This is a genomic window from Faecalibacillus sp. TM498 (assembly GCF_020589955.1).
In the GTDB taxonomy this organism is placed as follows: Bacteria; Bacillota_I; Bacilli_A; order Erysipelotrichales; family Coprobacillaceae; genus Faecalibacillus; species Faecalibacillus intestinalis.
This window is the reverse complement of the sequence record NZ_JAJDKB010000018.1, coordinates 25,650-50,164: the sequence shown is the minus strand read 5'-3', so window position 1 is coordinate 50,164 and position 24,515 is coordinate 25,650. Positions and strand designations below refer to the sequence as shown.

Here is a 24,515-nt window from a genome sequence, read left to right as displayed (position 1 = left end):
TGATCCTTAATGAAATGAAGAATATACATATCTCTACTGCAGATGTCGCTAGAAAATATAATATTTCTGATACTTCCGTACATTATATATTTCTACAATATTTGAACATAAAACGTCTTCCTTTACCTGAAATAATTTCTGTCGACGAAGTATTTTTAGATATTGACTATAAGCATCGTTATGCATTGGTTATCATGGATTTTGATTCCTCAGAAATTATCGATATTCTTCCCAACAGATGGGAAGAAACGACCAATGCCTACTTTTTATCTATTCCATTGGAAGAACGAAAAAACGTTAAATACCTTATCTGTGACATGTACAATCCCTATATCAACTATACGAAGCGTTACTTTCCTAACAGTATTGCCATCATTGATAGTTTTCACGTTGTTTCTTGGATCATAAGAAAGATAAATAACTATATCAATGATCTAAAAAAGAAATTCCAAATAAGAGATAAAAAGATTTACGAAGACTCTTGTATAAAAAATAACAGACCTATAGATTTTAAAAATATGCCGACATCTAAAGAAGTCTATCTGCTTAATAATTTTAAATGGCTCATATTACAAAATGTAGAAAATATAGACTATCAAAGTAATGTTAGATACAACCACAAATTAAAAGCTTATTTAAATACTTATGACTATGAAAAAATGTTTTTCCAATTAGACGATAACCTTGTACAAATCAGACGTCTAAAAGAAAAATATATTGAATTTAATAAAACAGAAGAAAGGGACCTAGAAAAAATCAATACTCTTTTAAGCAATATTATTGATTGTTATTCTCATTCGACATTGATTATGTTTAAAGAATTTTCTGAACTATTAAAAGCTCATAAACAAGAAATCATCAATTCATTTATTTATATAACTGATAATAATGGAAATGAACGAAGACTATCTAATGGACCTATGGAAGGATATAATAGGACTCCTAAAGATTTCAAAAGAAATTCAAGAGGATTAAGTAATTTTGAATATGTAAGAAGCAGATTGATTTGGGCTAACAGGAAAAATGAATCTATTTTAGCCATTCCTAAATCAAAAAAAGAAGTATATAAATTTAAAAAATAACTTGTTAAATGTATCTAGACAAAATGAAAGGAACAACCTATTTGATTGTTCCTTTAAACTTATTTTCTTTTGAATTTTTAGGTTGCCCCCTAAAGTGCCCCCTAACTTTCAACAGGTTTTTCTTAAAACCCCTAAAGTTGTCCCCTAAATAATTTGGCTTTCCCCCTAAATTATTTGGTTACCCAACTTTTTCGGTTCACTTCAAAAATCCTCCATTTTTATTTAATTCTTACAAATCGATCTTTAATATCTTTGACCTTTACACCTTGTGTAACTGTCGCATTTTCATCACTATACTGTGATATAGTGCAATCGTCATCTATTTTATCTTCATAACTAATAACAAAATAAATATCTTTTTCACCATTATTGATTACTAAATAACATTCCTTTTCTTTATCAAACATCTTTGTTATATCAATCGCTTTATCTTGATAATAGAATAAACATTTATCTTCTTTTTCATCATAAACAATTTCACTATTATCATTCATACTTTCTGCAAGTTCATCACCACTCATTGGTTCTATTCCTGTAAGTGTTCCTTTTGATCCTGAGTGTGTTCCCATATCAATGACGTTACCATCCTCATCTGTCGTATAGAAATGATAAACATGATCTTCCACTTCTTCATATTGAATCATTCTTTTTTCTCCATGAAACCATACCTCTATCTTACTTTGTATACCCCCTATATCGAAAGCATAAGCTACGGTAAATGTGGAAAGTAATATAATAAATGAAGTGACAAAAGTAATAAGGGATTTAGGTATTCTATTTTGACTTAAATTAACTTCTTTTTGATAATGAACATGTTTAAACGCTTGTTTATACGCTTCTTTATTCTTCATCATTCCAATTCTCCTTGAGTTGTTTTTTTAATAATTGTCTTGCTCTAGAAAGTCTTACTTTGACATTTCCTTCATTTAATTTTAATTGTTGAGCAATTTCTTTAATTGAATAATCTTCATAATAATATAAGTGAATCACAATACTATACTTTGATGGCAAAGCCATCACTGCTTGAAATAATTCTTCATCCTGTGATCTATCAAATGGAATCGTTGCCATATAATCTTCCATAGATACTTGTTTTCTTTTCCAAAACTTTCTTTGAATATCTTTAGCTTTATTAATTGCTACTTTATATAACCAAGATTCTATATGTTCCTTTGATTCAAAATCTTTTTTATATGTATGATATCTAAGAAAAGTTTCTTGAACAACATCCTCAGCATCATCAGGATTTTTTAACATCGTTAATCCTATCGCAAAAATACGATCTTTATATGTTGCAATCACTTGTTCTGTATCTATCTTCATAACTGCCTCCTCAAGAGCTCTTTCACTTATAATACGTTTTATATAGAAAAAAGGTAACAAAAAGTCTATGTATTTCTACATAAACTTTTTATTACTTATTCATCTCTATGATAAAATGAACTTCTTCGTCTTGTACAACTTTACAAGTATAGTTATGTAAATCTAAAATATTTTTAACAATCGCTAATCCCATTCCTGTAGAATTTGTATCATTTCTGGATACATCTGCTTTATAGAGAGGTTCAAATATATGATTAATATCTTTATTTTCTATTTTTGATCCATCGTTACTTATAATTATTTTTTCTTGTCTATAAACAATATTTATTTTTTTATTTGCATATTTAAAAGCATTGTTGATTAGATTGTCAAAGACAATCATCATCAATTGTTGATCACATGAAATATTGATTTTAGGATCAATATCAATCGTAATGATTTTTGATTCTAAATCATAATGTTTTAATACTTCTTCAATCATTGGCGAAAGATTATAATTTTGTTTATGCAACTGATAAGACTTTGTCGTTCTTGTATATATCAACATTTGATTTAAAAGATTATTCATATGCTTAGATTCATCTTCGATCATTCTTAAGTATTTATGTTGTTTTTCAGGATTAACATTTTCTATCAACATTTCTGTACTATTTAAAATAACTGCGTTTGGTGTCTTCATTTCATGGGCCATTGCATTGATAAATAAGTTTCTTGTTTTATTTAATTCTTCTCTTTCATTTTCAAGATACGTATATATAAAATAAATACATGATAGAATAATTTGTACTAAACTAAACATTAAAATAAATCTATCTTTTAGACTATCTAAAACAATATTTGGGGTATCGATAAACATATTAAGTTTTATACTATTTTCTTTATTTACATAATGAACATATATCTTTGACTTATCAGAAGAAATAGCACATGTTTCTTGTTCTACTTTAATATCTTTTTCTTTTGGATTCTTTTCTAGTGTTTGTTTTGAATTAAAAAACATTAATTCAAAATCACCAAGTCTATTTTGATCGTTTGCTTTTTTATTTTGATATTTATACCATGAATAATAATTCATTGTTCCTTGTGAGTTACCGAGTTTATAAGTCATATGACTATTTTCATCATAAAAGACAATTTGATCTATGATGTATTGATTATCTTTTGAATGAAAACTCATCTTTTTTATAGTACAACCATCTTGATTTTGATTATAAAAGTCTAATAAATTATTTATCTCTTTTTTATTAAAAGATTTTTCTAGATTAAAAAGAGTATACTTATCATTTGTACTATCTTTAAAAAAGATAATAAAGTTTTTATTATTTAATTTATATTTATCTTTTACTTTATATTCAAAAGCTATATTTTGTTTAATATCAAAACCATTACCATCATAAATAGCAGATAGTACATCATGCATATTATTTTCAATATTTTTATCACTTTGCGTTATCATTTTATTCGTAACATCACTTGCTAGTGACCACATAACAGTATCCATTGTATTAAGATTACTCGTGTACATCTGCCTACCTATAATAAAAACAATAATTAACACACTTTCAATTAATAAAAATCTTTTAAATTTCTTATTTTTAAAGGCAAGATAAAACATGCCTAATAATAAAACAATACTTAATGCTCTTAAAAAATCAACCATTTTCAAACACCTTCGTTTCAAAACAATAACCTTGTTTAATCACTGTCTTTATTCCCTTTTGATAAGGTCCCAAGGCTTTTCTTAATATTTTAATATGTGTATCAACACTTCTTTCCTGTCCTTTATAATCAAATCCCCACACTTTTAATAAAATCTGTTCTCTAGATAAGATTTGATTTGGATTTTTTATAAAATATTCTAATATTTTATAATCTATTATTTTTAAATTCAAATTTTGATTATTAAGATATGCTTGTTTTTCTCTTGTATTTAACTTTAATATACCTTTTTCTAAAAATTGATAATGTTTTCTGTTTGTAATAGCTTTACATTTAGCAAGTAATACAGGTAAGGAAAATGGTTTAATAATATAATCATCACAACCTAATTCATAACCCTTTAATTGATCAACTTCTTGTACTTTGGCTGTAATAAAAAGTATCGGTGTTTCTTCTTTTTCACGTACCTTTTGACATAAAGTAAATCCATCCATCTTAGGCATCATTACATCTAATAAAATAAGATCAAAACTTTCTGTTAAAAAGCAATAATAAGCATCTTCTCCATTATCAAAACTTTTTACTTCATAGTCATTTTCTACTAAGTAATCTTCTAGTATTTCTCTTAAATGATCATGATCTTCAGCAAGTAGTATCTTCATAACAATACCTCCCTTCATCTTTAATATACTTTCTTCATTTGTAATCTTTGTGTAAGTTCTTTAATAATTTAATTTTATATTATGATATCTTAAAGATTCAACTCTATTCCATCATATTTCATATAAAAAAGAAACAGTATCATACTGTTTCCCTCGCCCTAGTTATTATTATCTTTTTTTGGTAAATACCAATAATTATTGAACTGATATAAGAATGTTTTTGAACCCGGTGGCATTTCTACAAATGCATGATATACATTCATGAAATCTACTGCTGAATTTGCAACAACAAACATAGCGGCCATTCCTAAAAAAAACTTACATTTTGTTAATGAAATATAATAAGGAACTAAACCAAATAAAATATCAGGAATAAGATTGATAGCTATATATTTTTTCTTTGTAAACTCTGTTGTATATACTCCTGCAAAACCAACACGTGGTATTTTAAACATATAAATTTCTTTATAGAAATAAAACTGACATAGTTTTGAAAGAACTAATAAAATATTTGCGAGTATAAAATAGCTAAAAAGATTTGATAAATCCATAGAATCAACATCTCTAAAAAGAACATTTAAATATTCTGGTACAAACATAATACATATAATAATAAAAGTAACAATACTTGTTTGTATATTCTGTTTTTTTCTATCCGTTGGTTCATTAAATCGAATAGCCCCTTCTTTAAGCTTATTTGTTGGAAGTGGATTAGTTTCTGGATCTAATTTCCCCATATATTTTATCTTCATAAGTTGTCTCCCCATATATCCTGTTTCACTTTTATCTATAAATACATCATACCATACATATCACTATTTATTTTACTAAAACATAATACAAAAAAAAGAATGACATAACGCCATTCTCTTATAAGTTCTTAATATCTTGAACGACACGTTGTAAATCTTCTCTGATTTTAATAGATTGTGGACAAAGTTTTTCACATTTACCACATTTTTTACAAAATTCAGCTTGTGCATCTCCTAGATTTGTATAACGTCTTTTAGCTGTATCTTTAAGACCTAACATACCATATTCATTCCATAACTTGAAGTTACCTGGAATATCAATTCCAAATGGACAAGGCATACAATAACGACATCCTGTACATCCATTTTTAGTTTTTGCTTTAATCATATTAGCTACTTTTTCTACAAGTTTTTCTTCATCTTGATCTAATGGTTTAAAATCTTTAAAAGTAGCTAAGTTATCTTCTACTTGAGCATAAGTTGACATACCACTTAAAACAACTTTAACATTTGGAAGTGAAGCCACAAAACGTAAAGCCCAACTTGAAATGCTAACATTTTGATTATAGTTAGTAAAGACTTTTTCAATATCATCTGAAAGGCTAGCAAGAGCTCCGCCTTTAATAGGTTCCATAATAACTAATGGTACATTCTTTTCTTCTGTAAGTTTGTATCCTTTCATTCCTGCTTGGATATCTGTATCAATGTAATTTAATTGAATTTGACAGAAATCCCAATCACGATAATTAATGATTTCTTCAAATACTTCATAATCATCATGGAATGAAAAACCAAAGTTTTTAATTCTTCCTTGTTTCTTTAATTCTTCACAATAAGGAATGATATTTAAATCAATAACTTTTTTCCATGTATCTTTATTTAAAGCATGTAATAAATAGAAATCAACATAATCGACATCAAGTCTTTTCATTTGTTCTTCAAAGATTTCTTTTGCTTGTTCCAATGAATCAATTTTAAACATTGGTAACTTTGTCGCAAGATAAAAATCTTCTCTTTTATATTTCTTTAAAACTCTACCTATAAATGGTTCACTTTCGCCATCATGATAAGGATAAGCTGTATCAATATAAGTCACACCACTTTCAATAGCATAATCTAACATTCTTTCTGCTTCTACCTCATCAATAGTGCCATCTTCCTTTTTAGGAAAACGCATGCAGCCAAACCCTAATAATGAAGGATTGACATTAAGTTTATCAATTTTACTATATTCCATCCTTTTATCCTCTCTAAATTAACCTACATTTATTGTAAACCCTAAAGCTTGGTTCATGTCAAGATAGATTTAAACTTTACATTCTTGCTAATATGACAGACGACATTAGCAAATTTGTAAAGTAATCAATAAATAAAAAGGCATAAAAAAAGCATAAATTAAAAGTTTATAAAATACTATTTTTATCCATTTACTTTACTGTTCAACCATACTTTTTCAACATAATTTGATATAATTGTTTTGTTATCGTCCTCCCTGAAAGGAGGTGATGTTAATTGTTTTCCGACTTAGTAGTATCTGTCGTGGCAGGTGTTTTAGTTTATTACATATGCAAATGGTTAGACAAAAGATTTAAGCGATAACTAGCCTAGTGTTAGACCACTCTAAAAGTTAGAAAAGGTAAGGATCCACCAATCCTTACCTTTTCGTTTTGATGCAATTGTTCTCCGACTTGCAAATAAAGTATACCATATTTTGCGTGTAGTACACAAGTTATTGTGCATTCACTTAAATTTTCATTTTACAATACAGGTTTGCCTTTTTTTGAAAAAGTGATTAAAAAACTATTGACATTTTGTTACAGGACTAAGCACCAAAGTACTTTTTTTCTTGTGTCCGTTTTACAGGGCTTTTATTTTGTGTATTATGATTATTAGAAAAATGGTGGTGGTATTATTTATGGGAACTAATTATTTTACGGATGAACAGCTTAGATTATTGGAAGAGAATCCTTATGTGGTAAAAGCATCTAAAAAAAGTATAACTTATTCAGAGGAATTTAAGGAACTGTATTGGATTGATTATCAAAATGGGATGCAACCAATAGAGATATTTAAAAAATACGGATTTGATCCGTACGCTTTAGGAGCAAGAAGACGAGATAATTTTACAGATTGTTTAAAAAAACAGGCTGCAAGAGAAGATGGTTTCAAGGATACAAGAAGTAAAAACATTTGCCCGATAAGAAAAGCCAATCCTGCAAGAAGAATGGCCAAGGCAATAAAAACATCAAATTATGCAGATAATGTTTTAAACAGACATTTTGACGAATATGGACCTGGATATGTATTGGAAACAGATATCACTTATTTGTTTTATGGTTCGAAACATTCAAAAGCCTATCTTTCAGTGGTTAAAGATGGCTTTACAAAACAAATACTCTCATATGTATTATCAACATCATTGGAAGAAGATTTCGTACTGAAAACAATAAATCAACTGTTTGAAAAGCATAAACATGATATTCATACTGATGCTTTAATTCATAGTGATCAGGGTGCACATTATACAAGCATCAGGTTCATTGATCTTCTTAAAAATTTAGAAATAAGGCAGTCAATGTCAAGAAGAGGAAACTGTTGGGACAACGCTCCTCAGGAATCCTTCTTTGGACATATGAAAGATGAACTTGGAAAATATATAAAAACTACTTCTGCATACGACAAATTAGAAAAAGTAATCAATAATTATATAGATTACTATAATAATGAACGTTATCAGTATAAACTTGCCAAACTGTCACCAAATGAATTTTTTGAATATTATAAAACAGGAAATTACCCATTGGATCATATAACAAAAGAACCTGCTGAATATAGGAAAAAATTCAAGCAGGTAAAGCAAAACTTAGATAAGAACCTAACAATCAAAAAGCTAGTAAGTGTCATCAACGAAATATCTCATCTCAAATAAACCATTGGGTAACTTACATAGATGTCTAAGAATCAAATCAATATCGTCGTCATTTAATGATACATAGCCATATTCATCCATTTTTGTAAAGATAACAGTTCCATTAAATACACCATCACAATCGCCTGGGTAAGATCTATAAATGATAGTTGTATCGTTATCATAGATACTTAAATCTCTTACAAGGAGATAAACTGAAAGATCATCTTCAAAAAGATAGTCACGATAATCGAAAACACTTAATTCCTTTTTAACAAGGTTTTCCATTTTTTTAGTTTTTAAAATTTTTAATTCATTATTTTTAATAATTACATATCTATAATATTTTGACATAAAAATATATCCTCCCGTCTTAGATACCTAGAGGATATATTTATTTCTATTCAGTTTTAAGTACTTTTTTATTTATTGTCCTTGACATGGGGTCCACTTTATTTTGATTATCTCTTTTTAATAAAATTAGTTGTTAATTTATGCTATATATGTGCATTTTATGCACTTTTTTTATTTATTGTAAAATTTTTCTTTAGATTTATTTATTAAATTTTCTCACTTAAACCTCTTAATTCTTGAGGTGTCAATTTATGTCAAATAAAATCAAAATAAATCTAAAACAATACTATCCTGAACTTTATAATAACGATTACTTTATTGAAGTAGATCAAGAAATCGTTAATGTTTTCATTGAATTTCAAAGAGCTGAATGGAATTATAACCAAAAAATTAAATATCATAAGTCTTATTATTCTCTAAATAGTCAACCTTATTTAGAAAATGAATCACTTAATATGAATTTATCAGCAGATAAAATGATAAATGATTTATCACATAAGGAAATGATGGATTACATATTTTGTTGTATTAGGAAACTTCCAAAAAAAGAAAGTTCCAGAATAATAAGATATTATTTAGAAGGAAAAAACTTAATCCAGATAGCAAGGGAAGATCATGTTTCCATAACAGCAGTACATTTATCAATTCAGCTAGGATTAAAAAAGCTTAAAGAAGTTCTTAACAAGGATGATTATTCGTTAATTGATGAATAGACAATTTAAAAAAATAGTTTCTCATTAGTTTACTCGCATATTTGTACAGATCATTTGAAATTAAGATATATAATTTCTCACATGACCATTTTAATTGATTATATATCTATATTCATCGTTAATGAAAGTTAAAATAAACTGATGTTAAATTACACTTAAAAAAGTGATTAAACTATATAATCTATTATCTTTTTATATAATTATTAGGGGTATTACAAAATGAATGATATAAAAAAAGAAAATGAAACATTAAAACAAATTATCGATAAACTTGTAGAAATGATACATGATATAATACAGCCAATGTATAAGCAACATTATTATAATTTTATTATTTTGAAATATGACATTTTCTATAACTTCAAAATGCATATAAGCATTGCTAATGATCCTAAGCAAAAAAATATATTCAACAAAACAAATGAACAAACATTAGATGCTACAATTGAAAATGAAATCTCTATTATTAAAAAGGAAATAGAATATTCATTAAAATATTGTAATATATATAATTTTCCAGAATCTTTCTTCAAGGAAATCACTAATCTATCAGTTGAATTTGCTGAAACATGTAAAAAATATTCTTTAATCAAAGAAAAGGAAAATAAATCTTTTGATTGGTCAAAATTCATCAAACAAAAAAGAAATCAATAAAAAAAAGAAGCCTTTTCAAAAACATATAGTCATATTGCCATATGTTTTAGTGGCCTCTTTCAATCTAAACATAAAGCTATTTTATAAACTCTTTATGTTTTAGCATTCTTTTCTTTTTCTTAAAACAACATAACCAATAGCAGCTGATAATACCAATAATGTTACTGGCAATACAACATTCAAATGATCACCTGTATTTGGAACTGAAACAGTTTGATTATTATCAACATCAGTTAGTTGATCACCTGATGGTTGTTGAGTTACATTGTTACTTGGATTTGTTTCTACTGGATCTTTTTCATCTGGTTTTACAACTGGTTCGTTTTCATCCGGATTCACAACTGTATCTTCATCATTTGCTAAAGTTTGTTCTGCTATCCATTCAAATAAACTTTGTCCTTTATCATTTGTTGGATCATTATTTAATGCATATACCCATGACCAGTGTCCTGAATATGTATGTATTAAATCAGATCCTTCATCATAACCAATAACATGATCATATAATGTTAAAGTGACATCAGCACCAAGTTCTTTTAATAAATAATAGTTTGCATAACTGTATTCTACATCAACAGTTGTATCATCTTTACTATGTACCATCCAAATAGGAACATCCTTAATTGCTTCAAAATCTTCAGTTGTATAAATTCCAGGTGCACAAATTGGAACTGCTGCAGCGAACATATCAGGAGCTGCTAATAATGTTTGCCAAGTCATATATCCACCTGCTGAACATCCAGCAATAACAACTCTATTTGGATCAATATTATTGTTATCAATGACATCTTGAATCAATGCAATAGCTTGTTCTGTATAATCTTTGCCAGCAAATGTCCAGTTATCTGGAGTTTCAGGGGCTAATACATAAGCACCACCAAATATTTCTTGAGCTTCTTCAGTAGCAAATCCTACCCCACCTTTATTACAAAGAATGTGTGTGATATTTGATAATCCACCTTCACCTGAACCATGGAACCAAACGATTAATGGACGTTCACCTTCACCAAGAGTTGGTTCATATAAACGATATGTTAAACCATTGGATTTTCCAGCAGAGAATTGACCAGCAATTGGACGATAAACATCATCATTTGTTAATAAGATTTGATCACCTTGTTTTAAGTTTCCTAAATTTTGATTTGAAGTAATTGTATAATGCATATCCAATAATACATTGAGTGATTCAAAAATACTAAAAGCTCCATCTTTCATAACTATATCATAATCACAAGTATTAGATTGCTTAACAGTTGTTAATACACCATCAACATACTCTTTCCAACCATATTTTAATTCAATAACAACATATTGTCCTTCTGCATCAGCTTCACCATCAGGAATACTTGTACTGTTAACATACATATTTGTAATATCCCTTGATCCTTCATAGTATGTTTTTCCAGTTGAAATACCAATACATGCTTCTGGTTCTTCATTTTTCGCAAACACTTCAAAAGCATCTTCTTTTAATTCATCTGCTGAAATAACAGACCCCAAATCTACAACTACACTTGTTACACTTTCTCCATAATCAAACACTTCAGCAACAATTTTAGACTCACCTTTATCAACGCTATTTTCTTCTAAAGCCATTACTGAACATACTGATGATCCTAAAAGCATTGATGCAATAAGAGTAGAAGAAATAATCTTCTTCATATTCATTTTACTTTCCCTCCTGTTTTCTATCTTCATTATTATTAGAAAATTTCAATAAAGATTTTTAATGCTTTTACACCTCCACGTTTCAGATTATCTTTATTTGATTTTCTGATTTTATTTTATTGAAACGCTTTTTTATTTTCGATATTTCTTTATTCAATTTAAACAGTGTTTTAAATTCATTTTCTTTTAAAAGATATTTTAATAAAACATTGTTTCATTTTTTATATTTCTTTTGATAGAGAAAAAAGACTATGAAAAGGATGATTGACCTTCTTTCATATTCTTTCAATATGATTGACTTTTTATTTATGTCATTTCATAAAGAAGTCATTTGTTTTATTTTCAATTATATTTATTTTGGGAGGCATAAATATAGTTTTTAATCTAGGACTTCACCATTTGATTCAATGACTTTTTGATACCAATAGAATGAATCTTTTTTCATTCTTTTCAAACTTCCATTTCCTTTATCATCTAAATCAACATAAACAAAACCATATCTTTTCTTCATTTCACCAGTTCCAGCTGATACAATATCGATACAACCCCAAGTTGTATAACCTAATAAATCTACTTTATCTATTTCTACAGCTTTTTTCATTTCTCTGATGTGTTCTCTTAAATATGCAATACGATAATCATCATGAATGCCATCTGCTTCAACAACATCATCATTTCCCATTCCGTTTTCTACAACAAATAATGGTTTTTGATAACGATCATATAATTCATTTAAAACAAATCTTAATCCTTCTGGATCAATTGGCCATCCCCAAGGTGTTTTTTCTAAATATGGGTTTGGTGATGCTTGTTGTCCACCAGTAGTTGTCGTATTAGGAGAAAAACGATCAAATGCAGTTGTTCGATAATACGAAAATGCAAGATAATCAGATGTATTTTCTTTTAACCATTTTTCATCCTCAGGTTCCATCTTTAATTTAAAATTATATTCATCAAAAATAGCTTGTGCATAATTAGGATAATATCCTCGACAAGTAACATCACTAAACATCAATGCTTTTCTTCTGAATTCATATGCTCCAAATACATCATCCGGATGACAAGTCGCAGGATAAATTCCAGAAAGTGCACACATTGTACCTAACATAAAATGTGGATTGATCTCTCTTGCCATTTTATTTGCCATTGCGCTGGCAACTAACATATGATGAATTGATTGAAACTTAATTCCCGCATCTTCTAATGGTGTTTCTCCTTGATTAGAATGAGCTCCAGTTTTACGATGATTCGAAGCTAATCCAAGTGTCCAATAACCACCCAATACATTTATTTCATTAACGGTAATCCAATAAGTAACTTTATCTTTCCATCTTTCAAAAAGAACTTTTGCAAATTTTAAATAAAAATCAATTAATTTACGATTGATCCATCCACCATATTTAGTAGCTAAATTTAAAGGCATATCAAAATGTAAAATTGTTACTAATGGTTCTATATTATGCTTTTTTAATTCATCAATAACATTATCATAAAAATGTAGTCCTTCCTCATTAGGTGTTTCATCATCACCGTTAGGAAATATTCTTGTCCACGATATCGAAAGACGATACGTTTTAAATCCCATTTCTGCCATTAAAGCAATGTCTTCCTTGTAGTGATGATAAAAATCTGTAGCTTGATGGCTTGGGTAATAATACCCTTCTTTTAAGAAACCAACATATCCATAAGGAATGCATTCTCCCATTTGGATTGTCACTTCATCACCTTGATCATTCTTACAAAAAATACGTCTAGGTTCATCCTTAGTTCCATTAGTTATTAAGTCGTGAACAGCAATTCCTCTGCCACCTTCCTGCCATCCACCATCATATTGATTAGCGGCAGTAGCACCACCCCATAAAAAATTCTTTGGAAAACTCATATTTCATTTACTCCTTCTTCGTTTTACATTAATTAAACAATTTTTAAAGAACAAACTATTTTATTTTTGTTCAAGTTTGGCTTGTTTATTAGACATCAAAACAAATGGAACCCAAATAATAAATGTAACAATTAAAATAATAGCTTGAACAATAATTCCATGAATTCCATAGCTAATAAATCCTGTTACAAATACTGGTAACCCTGGTGGACAATCAAGTACTCCACAAGTTAAAAATCCTATATTTGTAGCAACTACAGCAATAAATGCTGCAATAACTGAATTAAGTATAAATGGAATTGCAAAGATTGGATTTAATACTAAAGGTAAACCGAAAACTACTGGTTCATTAATACCACAAATACCAGGAATTAATGAAAATTTTGCAATAGATTTATGATCTTCACGTTTTGAAAAAATGAAAATTGCTATTAATAATGATAGAGTAATTCCTCCTCCACCAACAACAACGAAACTAGTCCAAAAACCTCTTGTTAAAATATTTGTTGCAACTCCTCCAGCTTGTACAGCAGAAATGTTTTCTGCAAGTCCAGCAGCAGATAAAGGACCTCTAACTCCTTCAATAACCATACCACCATGAATACCTAAAAACCAGAATAATTGATTTGCTAATGCAAGAACAAGAATACCACCTGTTGTATTTGCTAACGCTTGTAACGGAAGTTGAATAATATTGTAAATCCAAACATTTAAATAATTACCAGTGAATGTATTAAATAAACATCCCCCAACTGAAAATGCAGTAATAATAATGAAAATAGGGATTAAAATATTAAATGAACGAGCAATTCCTGTTGGAACCGAATCTGGCATTTTAATTTTAATAGCATCAATGTTAGTCAATAATCCAAAAAATTTTACAGCAACCATTGACATAATCATTGAAACAAATAGTCCTTGTGCTCCAATAACACCTGCACCTAATCCATTGACCACAACTGGATCTTTTAAACCTTCGACCACTGTACTTATTGTATTTGGACATACAGCTAAATAACTTAATAATCCAATTAACCCACTTTCTAATTGTGGTAAGTTTTCTTTTTCAGCAAGTTTATAACCAATTAAAAATGCAATTGGTAATGACATACAAGAAATAGTCACAAAATTTATCGCTGTAAATGCTGGAGATAAATTTGATAACCATGGAACCCATTGTGCCAAGCCATTAGCTCCAGATACTAATATATTTAACATACTACCAAATGAACCAACAATAATAAATGGTACAAACATCGTAAATGCTTCTTTAATCGAACCAAGATATTTATTTGTTTCGACTTTTGAGCTTATTGATAACAAAACATTTTGTAATTTATCTTTCATTTTTATTTCCTCTCTCTCTAAAAAATATAAGAATTTATTTCTGCAGATCTATCTATATCTTTCATATGTAATTATAAATCCTCTATTATAGAACTCAATGTATATAAATTCCATTTTATTGTGGAACTTTTCAAAATATAGAAAAAGAATTGATAAATTACCAATTCTTTTTCTATATTTTCAATTCAATATCATTAAATATTTTTATAATTTCTTCTTGGTTTTGTTTTTTTATAATTCTTTTTATATAGTTAGAATTATCCGCAAAATAAGAAAGTTCCTTATATAAATCTAAGATTTTTATCCCTATATTTTTACCAATAAGCGGTATAATAACAAGTTGTACTTTTTTCTTATTCCATAAAATAGGTTTTGATAAAATACCTATAATAATTTTTGTCTTTGGTTCATCAACACAACAAGATAAGATGGCGAGCATATTTTCTAATTCATAGTTTCCTATACAATCCTCTTCAATCAATTTTTTTGAAATACTTTCATTTCCTAAAGTATTTTTTATAATATAAGAAAGAACTCCTTCCTTTGTTTCTTCATTAATATTTTTTATTATTAAATTCCTCTTAATTACTTCTTGCATATGAAAACTATCTTGATCATCCAAAAAGGAGAGTATTCTTTGTTTATCATTATTATTTAAAAAATAATTAACTTCTATTACTGGTATAGGCAACTTATTTTTTATCGGTGTGCTCGTTATAAGAAAATCAACATCTTCAAAATCATAACTTTTAATTCCAATATAATCAACCGTTTGAATTTCATTTATAAATTTTCCGTACATTTCCTTTATCTGATACGCTAAAGTACTTGATGTTCCTCTTCCTACACCGCACATTACAAGAATGTTCTTTTTATCTTTTATTTTCTTTCTAAGAAGAGCAAGTTCTAAATGTAACGCGATATATCCTATTTCCTCATCACTTAAATTATTTCCATGATAATCTACAAGATGACTACATGCAGCAACAGCTAATTGATAAGCCAATATATTTTGTTGTTTTATTTTATCAATAAGCGGATTACGAAGAACTACATTATATCTTGAACGAACCTCTAATGGAATAAGATGTAAAAGTAAGTAATCTCTTAATTCATTATCATTAGAAAAATCAATGTGCCATTGTGATTGAATATTAACTAACATAGTATTTACAATTTGATTAACATCAAAATCTTTGATAATACGATGAATACTTTCATCAAAATTTCTAATAATTCTCTTTGATGCTAAATGTATTGAAAGAGACACAATTTCTTGATCACTCATCTCAATTCCTAAGTGTTTATGAATTTGTTTTGCTAATTCTACAGCAACAACACTATTAGTCCAACGAGAAATATCAATAATCATTTCTTCTGTAGCTTTCAATAAAATACCTTGTTTAATTCTTTTTAATGATACAAGAATAACAATAATAAAGTTTTGAACAGATACTTCTGACATTGAAATTTGATATTTGACCATTACATTTTCAAGAATTTGACTAATATTTTGAATCATTAACAAATCATTAGAATTAAACTGATTTCCTGGAAAATCATCGCGTTGATCAATATAAGAAATATATATTGCTGCTAAGCATAATCTCTTGTTAAATTCTCTTCCTTCTACTCTCATTCCATAATGTGGTTTTTGTACTAATTTTAAATCATATTTTGACAGTGATTTTCTAATTCCCTTTAGATTTTGCGACAATACAGAAGCAGAAACAAATAGCATTTCACATAATGTTTCTGATTTAACCCAATCATTAGACTCTATCAAATATTTTTGAATCCAATCTTCTCTTTCATTAACACTAAAAACAAAAGAATCTTGTAAAGAGCGATAGGAATTACATAAATTAATAAATTCATCAACATTATTAATAACTAATTTTAATCCTTGAGATGTTTTGACATCAATATAATTCTTTGTTGATTTCATGTCTTCATTTATTAATTTAATGTCTTTTAATATTGTTTTGGTACTTACATTACATAACGCACTTAGATTTTCTGAAGTCACATATTCGCCGTTCTCTTTTAAATATTTTAATATTGTATAATTTCTTTCATTCATATTGCTATTATAATATTTTATCTAGAAATTTGTCTACTCATGCTTTTTAACATATTAAAACCAATTAGCTATAATATATACTTTTAATAAGAAAAGACACATCTAATTAATGATTTTTATACCTAAATAAGTACTATTTTAAGTATATTTATCATCAATAGATGTGTCTTATTTTGATGTGTTAATCACAAATTTAAAATCAAAAAAATGTTGATTTTATTGTTGTTTTATTTGTTTCTTGGTTTCATTTGAGGGAATAAGATAACTTCTTGAATAGATTCTTGTCCAGTTAATAACATAACTAATCTATCAATACCCATACCCATTCCACCTGTTGGTGGTAAACCGTATTCTAGAGCTTCTACGTAATCTAAATCCATTTCGTTTGCTTCATCATTTCCTAATTCTTTTTCTTTTAATTGATCAGCAAATCTTTCATATTGATCGATTGGATCATTTAATTCAGTAAATGCGTTAGCATATTCGTTTCCACAGATGAATAATTCAAAACGTTGTGTGAAACGTGGGTCTTCTAAATTCTTTTTAGCAAGTGGTGAGATTTCAATTGGATGACCATATACAAATGTTGGTTCAACAATTGTTTCTTCTACATATTTTTCAAAGAATTCATTGATAATATGTCCATAACCAAAGTGAGCTTCTACTTCAATACCATGTTCTTCAGCTAATTTTTTAGCATCTTCAAATGACATATGTTCATTGAAATCAATACCCGTTTTTTCTTTAATAGCTTCTGTCATAGAAACACGTTTAAATCCTGGAGCTAAAGAAATATGATGTCCTTTATAATCTAATTCATAAGTTCCATTAACTTCCATAGCTGCATTAGAAATAATACCTTCAGTTAAATCCATCATTCCTTCAAGATCACTAAATGCTTTATAAACTTCAATTGTAGTAAATTCAGGGTTATGAGTTCTATCCATACCTTCATTTCTAAATAAACGTCCAATTTCATAAACAGCATCCATACCACCAACAATTAATCTCTTTAAAGATAATTCAGTCGCAATACGTAAATAGAAATCAGTATCTAATGTATTATGATGAGTAACGAATGGTCTTGCAGCTGCTCCACCTAAGATTGGATTTAGTACAGGTGTTTCAACTTCTACATAGTTTTTACTATCTAAATAATGTTGAATTGAACGAATGATTCTTGGTCTTGTAAACGCAATTTTTTTAGCATCTTCATTCATGATTAAGTCAACATATCTTCTTCTATATCTTTCTTCAATATCACTTAAACCATGGAATTTTTCTGGTAAAGGACGTAATGCTTTTGTTAAGTGTGTATATTCACTTACTTTAATTGAACATTCTCCAGTATTTGTCATAAATACTGTACCTTTAACCCCAATAATATCTCCAATATCACCTTTTTTAACGATTTCATAAGCATCTTCACCAATAGTATCTTTTCTTACATATAATTGGATTTGTCCATCTCTATCTTGAATATGCATGAAACATACTTTACCTTTACGACGTTTAGTCATAATTCTACCAGCTACAGATACTTCTACAGCCATTTCTTCTAATTCTTCATGAGTTTTTTCACCATATTGTTCTTTAATACCTTTTGAATAAGCAGTTACATCAAATCTTTGACCAAAAGGATCAATCCCTTTATCAATAAGTTCTTGCATTTTTTCTCTACGAACAAGTTCTTGTTCACTAAATTTTCTTTCTTCCATAATTTCCTCCTAAAATATAAAAAACTCTCCATCCCATGGGACGAGAGCTAAATCGTGTTACCACCCAAATTCATCAATAGGTCACCCTATTAACCTCAATAACTATCTATTAATAGTCTTGCCTATAACGTGGCTTACGTCATCTTATCAAAACATCCAAGATGCAGCTCCTAGTCTTTATTCATAATAGTTTCATTATCTTTTCCACCAACCAAGACTCTCTTTGAATGAAGGGCTATTATTACTTGTCTATTCATTGCCTTTATTTCTACTTCGTTATCTTAACTTAATTCAAATTTATTGTCAATATAAGCGATAAAATTAGTTTTAATAATGAAAAAATGCACGTAAGTGCATTAATCATGAATCTTATTATTTAAAACCATTCTTACAAAATCAGGTTCAAAATGTTTAGCTCTTGATCCTGAATATCCCATATCTAATAATGAAATTTGTTTCATTTCTTCTTCATTTAATTCAAAATCAAAGATATCTATATTTTCTTTAATTCTTTCTACATGTGTTGATTTTGGAATAACAACGACTCCTCTTTGTACATTCCATCTTAGAATTACTTGTCCTACAGACTTATTATATTTAGCTGCAATTCCTTTTAACATTTCATCTTCAAATGGATTATATCTTCCTCCACCTAGTGGTGCCCATGCTTCTGGAATAACATCATAATATTTCATTGTTTCTAATGCCTTTTCTTGAGTGTAATATGGATGGAGTTCTACTTGATTGACTACTGGTTTTACTTTAACAACTTCACAGAAGTTTGTAAGAATATTTGGATAGAAGTTAGAAACACCGATTGCTTTTAATTTACCTTCTTGATAAGCAGTTTCCATGGCTCTCCAAGCACTGAAATAATCACCACAAGCTTGATGTAATAAATATAAATCAAAATATTCTAAACCACTTTTTTCTAAAGAAGCTTCAATTCCTTTTTGGGCACTTTCGTAATCCATCATATCTTGTACCCATAATTTAGAAGTAATAAATAAATCTTCTCTTGTACAAAGACCATCAGCAATTGCTCTTTTTACAGCAGCTCCTACAGCATCTTCATTATAATAAGCAGCAGCTGTATCAATTAAACGATAGCCCGCTTTAATTGCTTGATAAACTGATTCTTCACATTCTTTTTTATCTGGTACTCTAAAAACACCAAAACCTACCATTGGCATTTTTAAACCATTATTTAATGTAACATATTCCATTATATGATCCCCCTTTTGCTTATATTTTAAATCATCTATATAAATCTTCAAATACTTATTAACTATCATCTATCATACATTTAAAGCATAAAAAAAGAACCTCTCGGTTCTCCTCTATTATTTTTTAGTAGTTTTTTTAGCAGTTGTTGCTTTTTTAACAACTGGTTTAGCTTCTTTAGCAGCTACAGCTTTAGCTGGTGCTTTTTTAGCTGGTGCTTTTTTTGCAGCTGTTTTTTTAACAACTTCTGGATATTCAGGCATAGCATTAACATCTAATTCACCTTTTAATTCAGAACCATCTTTTTTAATTGCTACAAAGAAAACTTTAGCAGTTTCAGGTAAGTAATAAATATTTAAAGTTTCAACTTCTGTTGTTTTTACACCTTGTTCTTTTAAAGTTTCTTTAACGTATTTATCTAAATCACCATTTTTAACATTCTTTTCTTGGTATTGTACTTCGATCATTGTTTTCATATTCTCTCACTTCAAAACCTCAGTTTTTACTTCCTCCTTGGTAAGTATTCTATACCATTTTTTTTATTTGTAAAGTGTTTTTCTTAAGAAAAAGCGCATGAAATCAACGTTTTTCTCTAATCACTTATCATAAGAATAAAATATTGTTTTATCTTCAAACCTTTTATCTTAATTTGTAAAAAAATAGAATTGGAAACCCAATTCTATTTCTTAGATTTTGAATCAATAATCATGATAAACTTAGTTTTAGCTTCTACACCATCTTTACTATCTGCAAATGTTTTATAATCATTAGCTAAATCAACAAGTTCTTGTGTTGTATCTACATCTTTTTTCACTGTATCATTTAAAACACTAGAAATCTTATCTAAACCTTTACTTTTAAATAAAGTTAAACCATCAACTAAAGCATCACTACCTTGAGCTAATTGATTTGATGCCGTTTTTAATTGACTACTTGCTTGTACTAAAGTATTAGATCCATCACTTAATGAAGATAATCCTTCACTTAATTGTTTAGAACCATCAACAGCACTCTTAGCTCCTTCTTTTAATTGAGCAACTCCATCTGTATAACTTTGTAATCCTTGATAGAATTTGTTATATGAATCTAATTGTGCTAAAGCTGTTTTGATTGATGGTTGATTTTCTGCTGGTAATTTTGCCATTAAACCATTTAAAACTGTTTGATAATTATCAATTGTCAATTCAATAGACATTCCTGTAGCAGCCAATTGATTATTAATTTGTGTTTGTGTTGTTGTTAATAAAGTATTAAATACTTGTTTTGCTCCACCAACTAATGTTGCACTTTGTCCATCTAAAGTAATTAATCCATTATAAAGTGTTTCGATACCTGTTGTTAATTTTTGTGATCCTACAAGAGCAGAAGCTGCACCTGTTTTTAAAGATCCTACACCTTGATCAAATTCACTGTATTTAGAAGCATATTGTTTTAAGCCTGATTGTAATGTTTGCCCACCAGCAACAATTTGATCAAATGATGAATTTAATGTATCTACACTATCATAAACATCATTTAAATCATCAAAATTAATATCTGTTTCAGATAATAATGATGGTGTTGCTACTGACATTAAACTATTTAATTTAAACTTTGTTGTATCATATTTAATTGTTACAGAATTTAATTTTTCTAAATCTTTATTATTATCATAGTTCTTTGATAGTCCTGGAGCAGCAATTGCCATAATGATATTAGAAGAACCATTACTAATTACTTTACCATTTGTAACTTCAATATTAGAATTTGTTTTTGTTGGTAACATTGTTCCTGTTGTAACGACAAAAGGAACATAAAGTTCTTTACCATCAACAGTTTGTTTTTCATTATTTGTATAATCAATTTGAATTTCTACTTTACCCTTTTTACCAAGCATATCTTTTAACTTCGTTTTCTTACCATCCAATTTATAAGTTACTTTCATTGAAACAGGTAATGAATTTGTTGTTTTACCTTGGTAATAAATATCTTGTCCATCTGTTGTTTGCCATACCAAACTAGAACCATCTTGTTTAAATGTTTCTTTACCATTAACATTTTTAATATTTTTTAATGATGATTGATCATCTAATGATGTTTCATTTTGATCATTGATAAGATGTTCAGAAACAACTGTTGTTTTTTCTGAACCATTTGTTTTTAACTTACTATAAACTGTTTCTTCTTTTGAATAGGCAAAGGCAGGAACAATTGAGCTCATGACCATTGTCATTACAACTGCTGAAGAAGTGATTAATTTTGCTTTTTTCATCTTAACATTCCCCTTTTACATTATTTTTTAATTGTTTAAAACCGATAGAAGTATGAATAATAACTTTATCAAATACAAGTAAGATTGCTGGAATAACACAAATAACAATAAACATTGAAATAAGTGCTCCTCTTGACATTAAATTACATAATGATCCAATCATATTCAATTTAGAAATCATTCCTACTCCAAATGTTGCTGCAAAGAATGACATTCCAGAAACAAAGATTGAACCTGCAGAATTACTAATTGCATTATCCATTGCTTTAATCTTATCAATACCATTTTTTCTATTTTCCAAATATTTTGTTGTAAGTAAAATAGCATAATCAATTGTTGCTCCAAGTTGAATTGTTCCAATAACAATAGAGGCAACAAATGGTAAAACATCACCTGTGTAATAACTGATTGCCATATTGATAAAGATAGCAAGTTCAATTCCAGAAACTAACAATACTGGAAGTGAAACTGATTTTAAAACAAATAACATAATGATAAAAATAATTCCAATAGATGCAATACTTACATTCTTAAAGTCTTCATCTGCTATATTAACCAAATCCTTCATGCATGGACCTTCCCCTGCCATTATAGCATTTTTATCATATTTTTTGATAATATGATCAATTTTATCAATCACTTTATTTAATTTATTGGTTGCAATCTCTTCAGTAGAATTGACAAATATCATTTTATAACGATCACTTTCAAAGATACCTTTTACATCATCCGGGATCATTTCATCAGGAATTGCTAGATTTGATAACTCTGATGGTGATAAAACAAGATTAACAGATTCAACATTTTCTATTTCATTAACCATTTTATTTAAATCATTATCTTTAATATCTTTATTTACTAAAATAACTTGTGAAGCAACTAAATCAAATTCATCACTTAATTCACTATTAGCGACACAACTTTTTAAATCTTGTGGTAAATCTTTTGTTAAATTGTAATAACTTTTAACATGTGCATTTCCATAATAAGCTGGATAAGCAATAACTAATGCGACTAATAAAATAATTTTATAATGTTTAACAACAAAATTTTTAACAACATTAAATGATGGAATAATTGGTTTATGTTTTGTCTTAAAGACAAGTTTATCAAATACTAATAAAAATGCTGGGAAAATTGTAACTGTTGAAAGAACCCCAATAAAGACACCTTTTGCCATTACAATACCAATATCTGAACCTAATGTTAATTGCATTGTACATAACGCTAAAAATCCAGCAATAGTTGTAAGTGAACTACCTGCAATAGAAACAAGTGTATCACCAATGGCTAATGTCATGGCTTCATCATTTGTCTTCACTTTCAATTTAGCTTGTTCATATTTATGATATAAGAAAATTGAAAAGTCTGTTGTAACTCCTAATTGTAAAACAGCAGCAATTGCCTTTGTAATATATGAAATTTGACCTAAGAAAATATTAGATCCCATATTATAAAGAATTGCTAGTCCGATGTTTCCTAATAATAGAAATGGAACAACATAACTATCTAACGATGCCATTAAAACAATTAAAACTAAAATAACAGCAACAATAACATAAGTAATAATTTCACTATCAGCAACAATACTTGTATCTAAAGTAGAAGCTGACATTCCACCAATACGAACAACTTTATCACTGGTGATTTCTCTCATTTGTGTAATTGCATCAATGGCTACTGTACTATCTTTAAAAGTAACCAACATCAATTCACTATTACCTTTTTTAAATTGTTTTGTTACATCACTTGGTAACATTTCTTTAGGAATTGTTGTTCCAATCATATCGTTGGCTGATACAACTTTGACAACTCCCTCAATATCTTTATATTTTTCTTCTAAATCTAAGATATCTTTTGATGACATATTTTCGACAACACACATCGCAAAAGATCCCATATCAAAATCCTCAGCTAATATATCTTGTCCTTTCATCGTATCAATATCTTCTGGTAGATAAACAAGAATATCATAATTGATATCTGTATTGATGTATCCAAATAATGATGGAATACATAGAAGAATTGATGCAATAACAATTAGTATTCTATGTTTTACAACAAATTTACCAATTGTTTCTCCTAACTTTTTCATAGTTCACCCTCCTAAATGACCTTTGGTCAGTTATGATAGTAGCATTTAAATGACCATCGGTCAATATATAAATGACTAAAAGTCATTTTTTTATATTTTTATTTGACTTTTTAAATTTTAGAACATAAAATATTTCTAAA

General features: G+C 28.1%; 19 protein-coding genes, 1 pseudogene and 1 other annotated feature. Of the genes and pseudogenes, 4 read left to right on the top strand and 16 right to left on the bottom strand.

Translation table 11 applies throughout. The features are described 5' to 3' along the window. Positions 1–1,082: transposase (locus LJD32_RS07430; protein ID WP_227403812.1), on the top strand; the 1,082-nt coding region annotated here is incomplete at its 5' end. 218 nt (positions 1,083–1,300) lie between these two features. On the opposite strand, the gene LJD32_RS07425 is transcribed toward LJD32_RS07430, so the two are convergent. The 6 genes from LJD32_RS07425 to LJD32_RS07400 all read right to left on the bottom strand — a co-directional run bounded on the left by LJD32_RS07425 (position 1,301) and on the right by LJD32_RS07400 (position 6,715). After that, complete coding sequence (locus tag LJD32_RS07425; RefSeq protein WP_227392083.1) at positions 1,301–1,936, bottom strand: hypothetical protein; 636 nt, start codon at positions 1,934–1,936, stop codon at positions 1,301–1,303. Then, positions 1,923–2,405, bottom strand: a complete 483-nt coding sequence (locus LJD32_RS07420) for an RNA polymerase sigma factor (protein ID WP_227359339.1) — start codon at positions 2,403–2,405, stop codon at positions 1,923–1,925. Before LJD32_RS07420 ends, LJD32_RS07425 begins: the two co-directional genes overlap by 14 nt. 91 nt (positions 2,406–2,496) lie before the next feature. Then, entirely contained in the window at positions 2,497–4,065 is a 1,569-nt protein-coding gene (locus LJD32_RS07415; RefSeq protein ID WP_227392082.1) for a sensor histidine kinase, read from the bottom strand. Beyond that, positions 4,058–4,726 carry a response regulator transcription factor gene (locus LJD32_RS07410; RefSeq protein ID WP_175301748.1) on the bottom strand — a complete coding sequence of 223 codons (669 nt, stop codon included), beginning with the start codon at positions 4,724–4,726 and terminating at the stop codon, positions 4,058–4,060. The genes LJD32_RS07415 and LJD32_RS07410 overlap by 8 nt, the downstream gene beginning before the upstream one ends. Positions 4,727–4,884: 158 nt before the next feature. Then, complete coding sequence (locus LJD32_RS07405) at positions 4,885–5,478, bottom strand: hypothetical protein (RefSeq protein ID WP_022002375.1); 594 nt, start codon at positions 5,476–5,478, stop codon at positions 4,885–4,887. Between the two features lie 118 nt (positions 5,479–5,596). Then, positions 5,597–6,715 carry an aldo/keto reductase gene (locus LJD32_RS07400; protein WP_227392081.1) on the bottom strand — a complete coding sequence of 373 codons (1,119 nt, stop codon included), beginning with the start codon at positions 6,713–6,715 and terminating at the stop codon, positions 5,597–5,599. Between the two features lie 678 nt (positions 6,716–7,393). On the opposite strand from LJD32_RS07400, the pseudogene LJD32_RS07395 reads away from it, so the two are divergent. Beyond that, positions 7,394–8,239: pseudogene (locus tag LJD32_RS07395) on the top strand (IS3 family transposase); the annotation flags it as partial. Between the two features lie 129 nt (positions 8,240–8,368). Here LJD32_RS07395 and LJD32_RS07390 read toward each other — a convergent pair. Further along, positions 8,369–8,740 (bottom strand): hypothetical protein, encoded by a 372-nt coding sequence (locus LJD32_RS07390; protein WP_227392080.1) that lies wholly within the window; start codon positions 8,738–8,740, stop codon positions 8,369–8,371. 251 nt (positions 8,741–8,991) lie between these two features. On the opposite strand from LJD32_RS07390, the gene LJD32_RS07385 reads away from it, so the two are divergent. Then, positions 8,992–9,453, top strand: coding sequence for a sigma-70 family RNA polymerase sigma factor (locus LJD32_RS07385; RefSeq protein WP_117782878.1), 462 nt, complete (start codon positions 8,992–8,994; stop codon positions 9,451–9,453). A 219-nt stretch (positions 9,454–9,672) separates the two neighbouring features. Continuing rightward, positions 9,673–10,107, top strand: a complete 435-nt coding sequence (locus LJD32_RS07380) for a hypothetical protein (RefSeq protein WP_147579759.1) — start codon at positions 9,673–9,675, stop codon at positions 10,105–10,107. A gap of 99 nt (positions 10,108–10,206) precedes the next feature. Here LJD32_RS07380 and LJD32_RS07375 read toward each other — a convergent pair whose 3' ends face one another. The 9 genes from LJD32_RS07375 to LJD32_RS07335 form a co-directional block, all read right to left on the bottom strand. Beyond that, positions 10,207–11,775, bottom strand: coding sequence for a prolyl oligopeptidase family serine peptidase (locus LJD32_RS07375; RefSeq protein ID WP_227392079.1), 1,569 nt, complete (start codon positions 11,773–11,775; stop codon positions 10,207–10,209). 379 nt (positions 11,776–12,154) lie between these two features. After that, positions 12,155–13,657, bottom strand: coding sequence for a glycoside hydrolase family 1 protein (locus LJD32_RS07370; protein WP_118346966.1), 1,503 nt, complete (start codon positions 13,655–13,657; stop codon positions 12,155–12,157). A 60-nt stretch (positions 13,658–13,717) separates the two neighbouring features. After that, positions 13,718–15,004: a PTS sugar transporter subunit IIC gene (locus LJD32_RS07365; protein WP_107029674.1), complete on the bottom strand. Its 1,287-nt coding sequence runs from the start codon at positions 15,002–15,004 to the stop codon at positions 13,718–13,720. Between the two features lie 172 nt (positions 15,005–15,176). Then, entirely contained in the window at positions 15,177–17,087 is a 1,911-nt protein-coding gene (locus LJD32_RS07360) for a BglG family transcription antiterminator (RefSeq protein ID WP_227392078.1), read from the bottom strand. Between the two features lie 227 nt (positions 17,088–17,314). Further along, the gene (gene lysS / locus LJD32_RS07355) at positions 17,315–18,805 is read right to left on the bottom strand and encodes a lysine--tRNA ligase (RefSeq protein WP_032091192.1); all 1,491 of its coding nucleotides are present in this window, start codon (positions 18,803–18,805) and stop codon (positions 17,315–17,317) included. Between the two features lie 33 nt (positions 18,806–18,838). After that, positions 18,839–19,071 (bottom strand) — a binding site (T-box leader). A gap of 90 nt (positions 19,072–19,161) precedes the next feature. After that, positions 19,162–20,031 (bottom strand): aldo/keto reductase, encoded by an 870-nt coding sequence (locus LJD32_RS07350; protein WP_119362514.1) that lies wholly within the window; start codon positions 20,029–20,031, stop codon positions 19,162–19,164. A gap of 117 nt (positions 20,032–20,148) precedes the next feature. Continuing rightward, entirely contained in the window at positions 20,149–20,505 is a 357-nt protein-coding gene (locus LJD32_RS07345; protein ID WP_217498475.1) for a DUF6465 family protein, read from the bottom strand. 203 nt (positions 20,506–20,708) lie between these two features. After that, positions 20,709–22,280: a hypothetical protein gene (locus LJD32_RS07340; RefSeq protein WP_227392077.1), complete on the bottom strand. Its 1,572-nt coding sequence runs from the start codon at positions 22,278–22,280 to the stop codon at positions 20,709–20,711. 1 nt (position 22,281) lies between these two features. Further along, the gene (locus LJD32_RS07335) at positions 22,282–24,375 is read right to left on the bottom strand and encodes an efflux RND transporter permease subunit (RefSeq protein ID WP_227392076.1); all 2,094 of its coding nucleotides are present in this window, start codon (positions 24,373–24,375) and stop codon (positions 22,282–22,284) included. Positions 24,376–24,515: the final 140 nt, after the last annotated feature.

What these genes read in the sequence shown, in the direction of transcription:
- LJD32_RS07380 (WP_147579759.1), top strand. Translation starts at nt 9,673, where the DNA reads ATGAATGATATAAAAAAAGAAAATGAAACATTAAAACAAATTATCGAT.
- LJD32_RS07415 (WP_227392082.1), bottom strand. Translation starts at nt 4,065, where the DNA reads ATGGTTGATTTTTTAAGAGCATTAAGTATTGTTTTATTATTAGGCATG.
- LJD32_RS07375 (WP_227392079.1), bottom strand. Translation starts at nt 11,775, where the DNA reads ATGAATATGAAGAAGATTATTTCTTCTACTCTTATTGCATCAATGCTT.
- LJD32_RS07360 (WP_227392078.1), bottom strand. Translation starts at nt 17,087, where the DNA reads ATGAATGAAAGAAATTATACAATATTAAAATATTTAAAAGAGAACGGC.
- LJD32_RS07345 (WP_217498475.1), bottom strand. Translation starts at nt 20,505, where the DNA reads ATGAAAACAATGATCGAAGTACAATACCAAGAAAAGAATGTTAAAAAT.
- LJD32_RS07365 (WP_107029674.1), bottom strand. Translation starts at nt 15,004, where the DNA reads ATGAAAGATAAATTACAAAATGTTTTGTTATCAATAAGCTCAAAAGTC.
- LJD32_RS07370 (WP_118346966.1), bottom strand. Translation starts at nt 13,657, where the DNA reads ATGAGTTTTCCAAAGAATTTTTTATGGGGTGGTGCTACTGCCGCTAAT.
- LJD32_RS07410 (WP_175301748.1), bottom strand. Translation starts at nt 4,726, where the DNA reads ATGAAGATACTACTTGCTGAAGATCATGATCATTTAAGAGAAATACTA.
- LJD32_RS07405 (WP_022002375.1), bottom strand. Translation starts at nt 5,478, where the DNA reads ATGAAGATAAAATATATGGGGAAATTAGATCCAGAAACTAATCCACTT.
- LJD32_RS07350 (WP_119362514.1), bottom strand. Translation starts at nt 20,031, where the DNA reads ATGGAATATGTTACATTAAATAATGGTTTAAAAATGCCAATGGTAGGT.
- LJD32_RS07340 (WP_227392077.1), bottom strand. Translation starts at nt 22,280, where the DNA reads ATGAAAAAAGCAAAATTAATCACTTCTTCAGCAGTTGTAATGACAATG.
- lysS (WP_032091192.1), bottom strand. Translation starts at nt 18,805, where the DNA reads ATGGAAGAAAGAAAATTTAGTGAACAAGAACTTGTTCGTAGAGAAAAA.
- LJD32_RS07425 (WP_227392083.1), bottom strand. Translation starts at nt 1,936, where the DNA reads ATGATGAAGAATAAAGAAGCGTATAAACAAGCGTTTAAACATGTTCAT.
- LJD32_RS07420 (WP_227359339.1), bottom strand. Translation starts at nt 2,405, where the DNA reads ATGAAGATAGATACAGAACAAGTGATTGCAACATATAAAGATCGTATT.
- LJD32_RS07385 (WP_117782878.1), top strand. Translation starts at nt 8,992, where the DNA reads ATGTCAAATAAAATCAAAATAAATCTAAAACAATACTATCCTGAACTT.
- LJD32_RS07335 (WP_227392076.1), bottom strand. Translation starts at nt 24,375, where the DNA reads ATGAAAAAGTTAGGAGAAACAATTGGTAAATTTGTTGTAAAACATAGA.
- LJD32_RS07400 (WP_227392081.1), bottom strand. Translation starts at nt 6,715, where the DNA reads ATGGAATATAGTAAAATTGATAAACTTAATGTCAATCCTTCATTATTA.
- LJD32_RS07390 (WP_227392080.1), bottom strand. Translation starts at nt 8,740, where the DNA reads ATGTCAAAATATTATAGATATGTAATTATTAAAAATAATGAATTAAAA.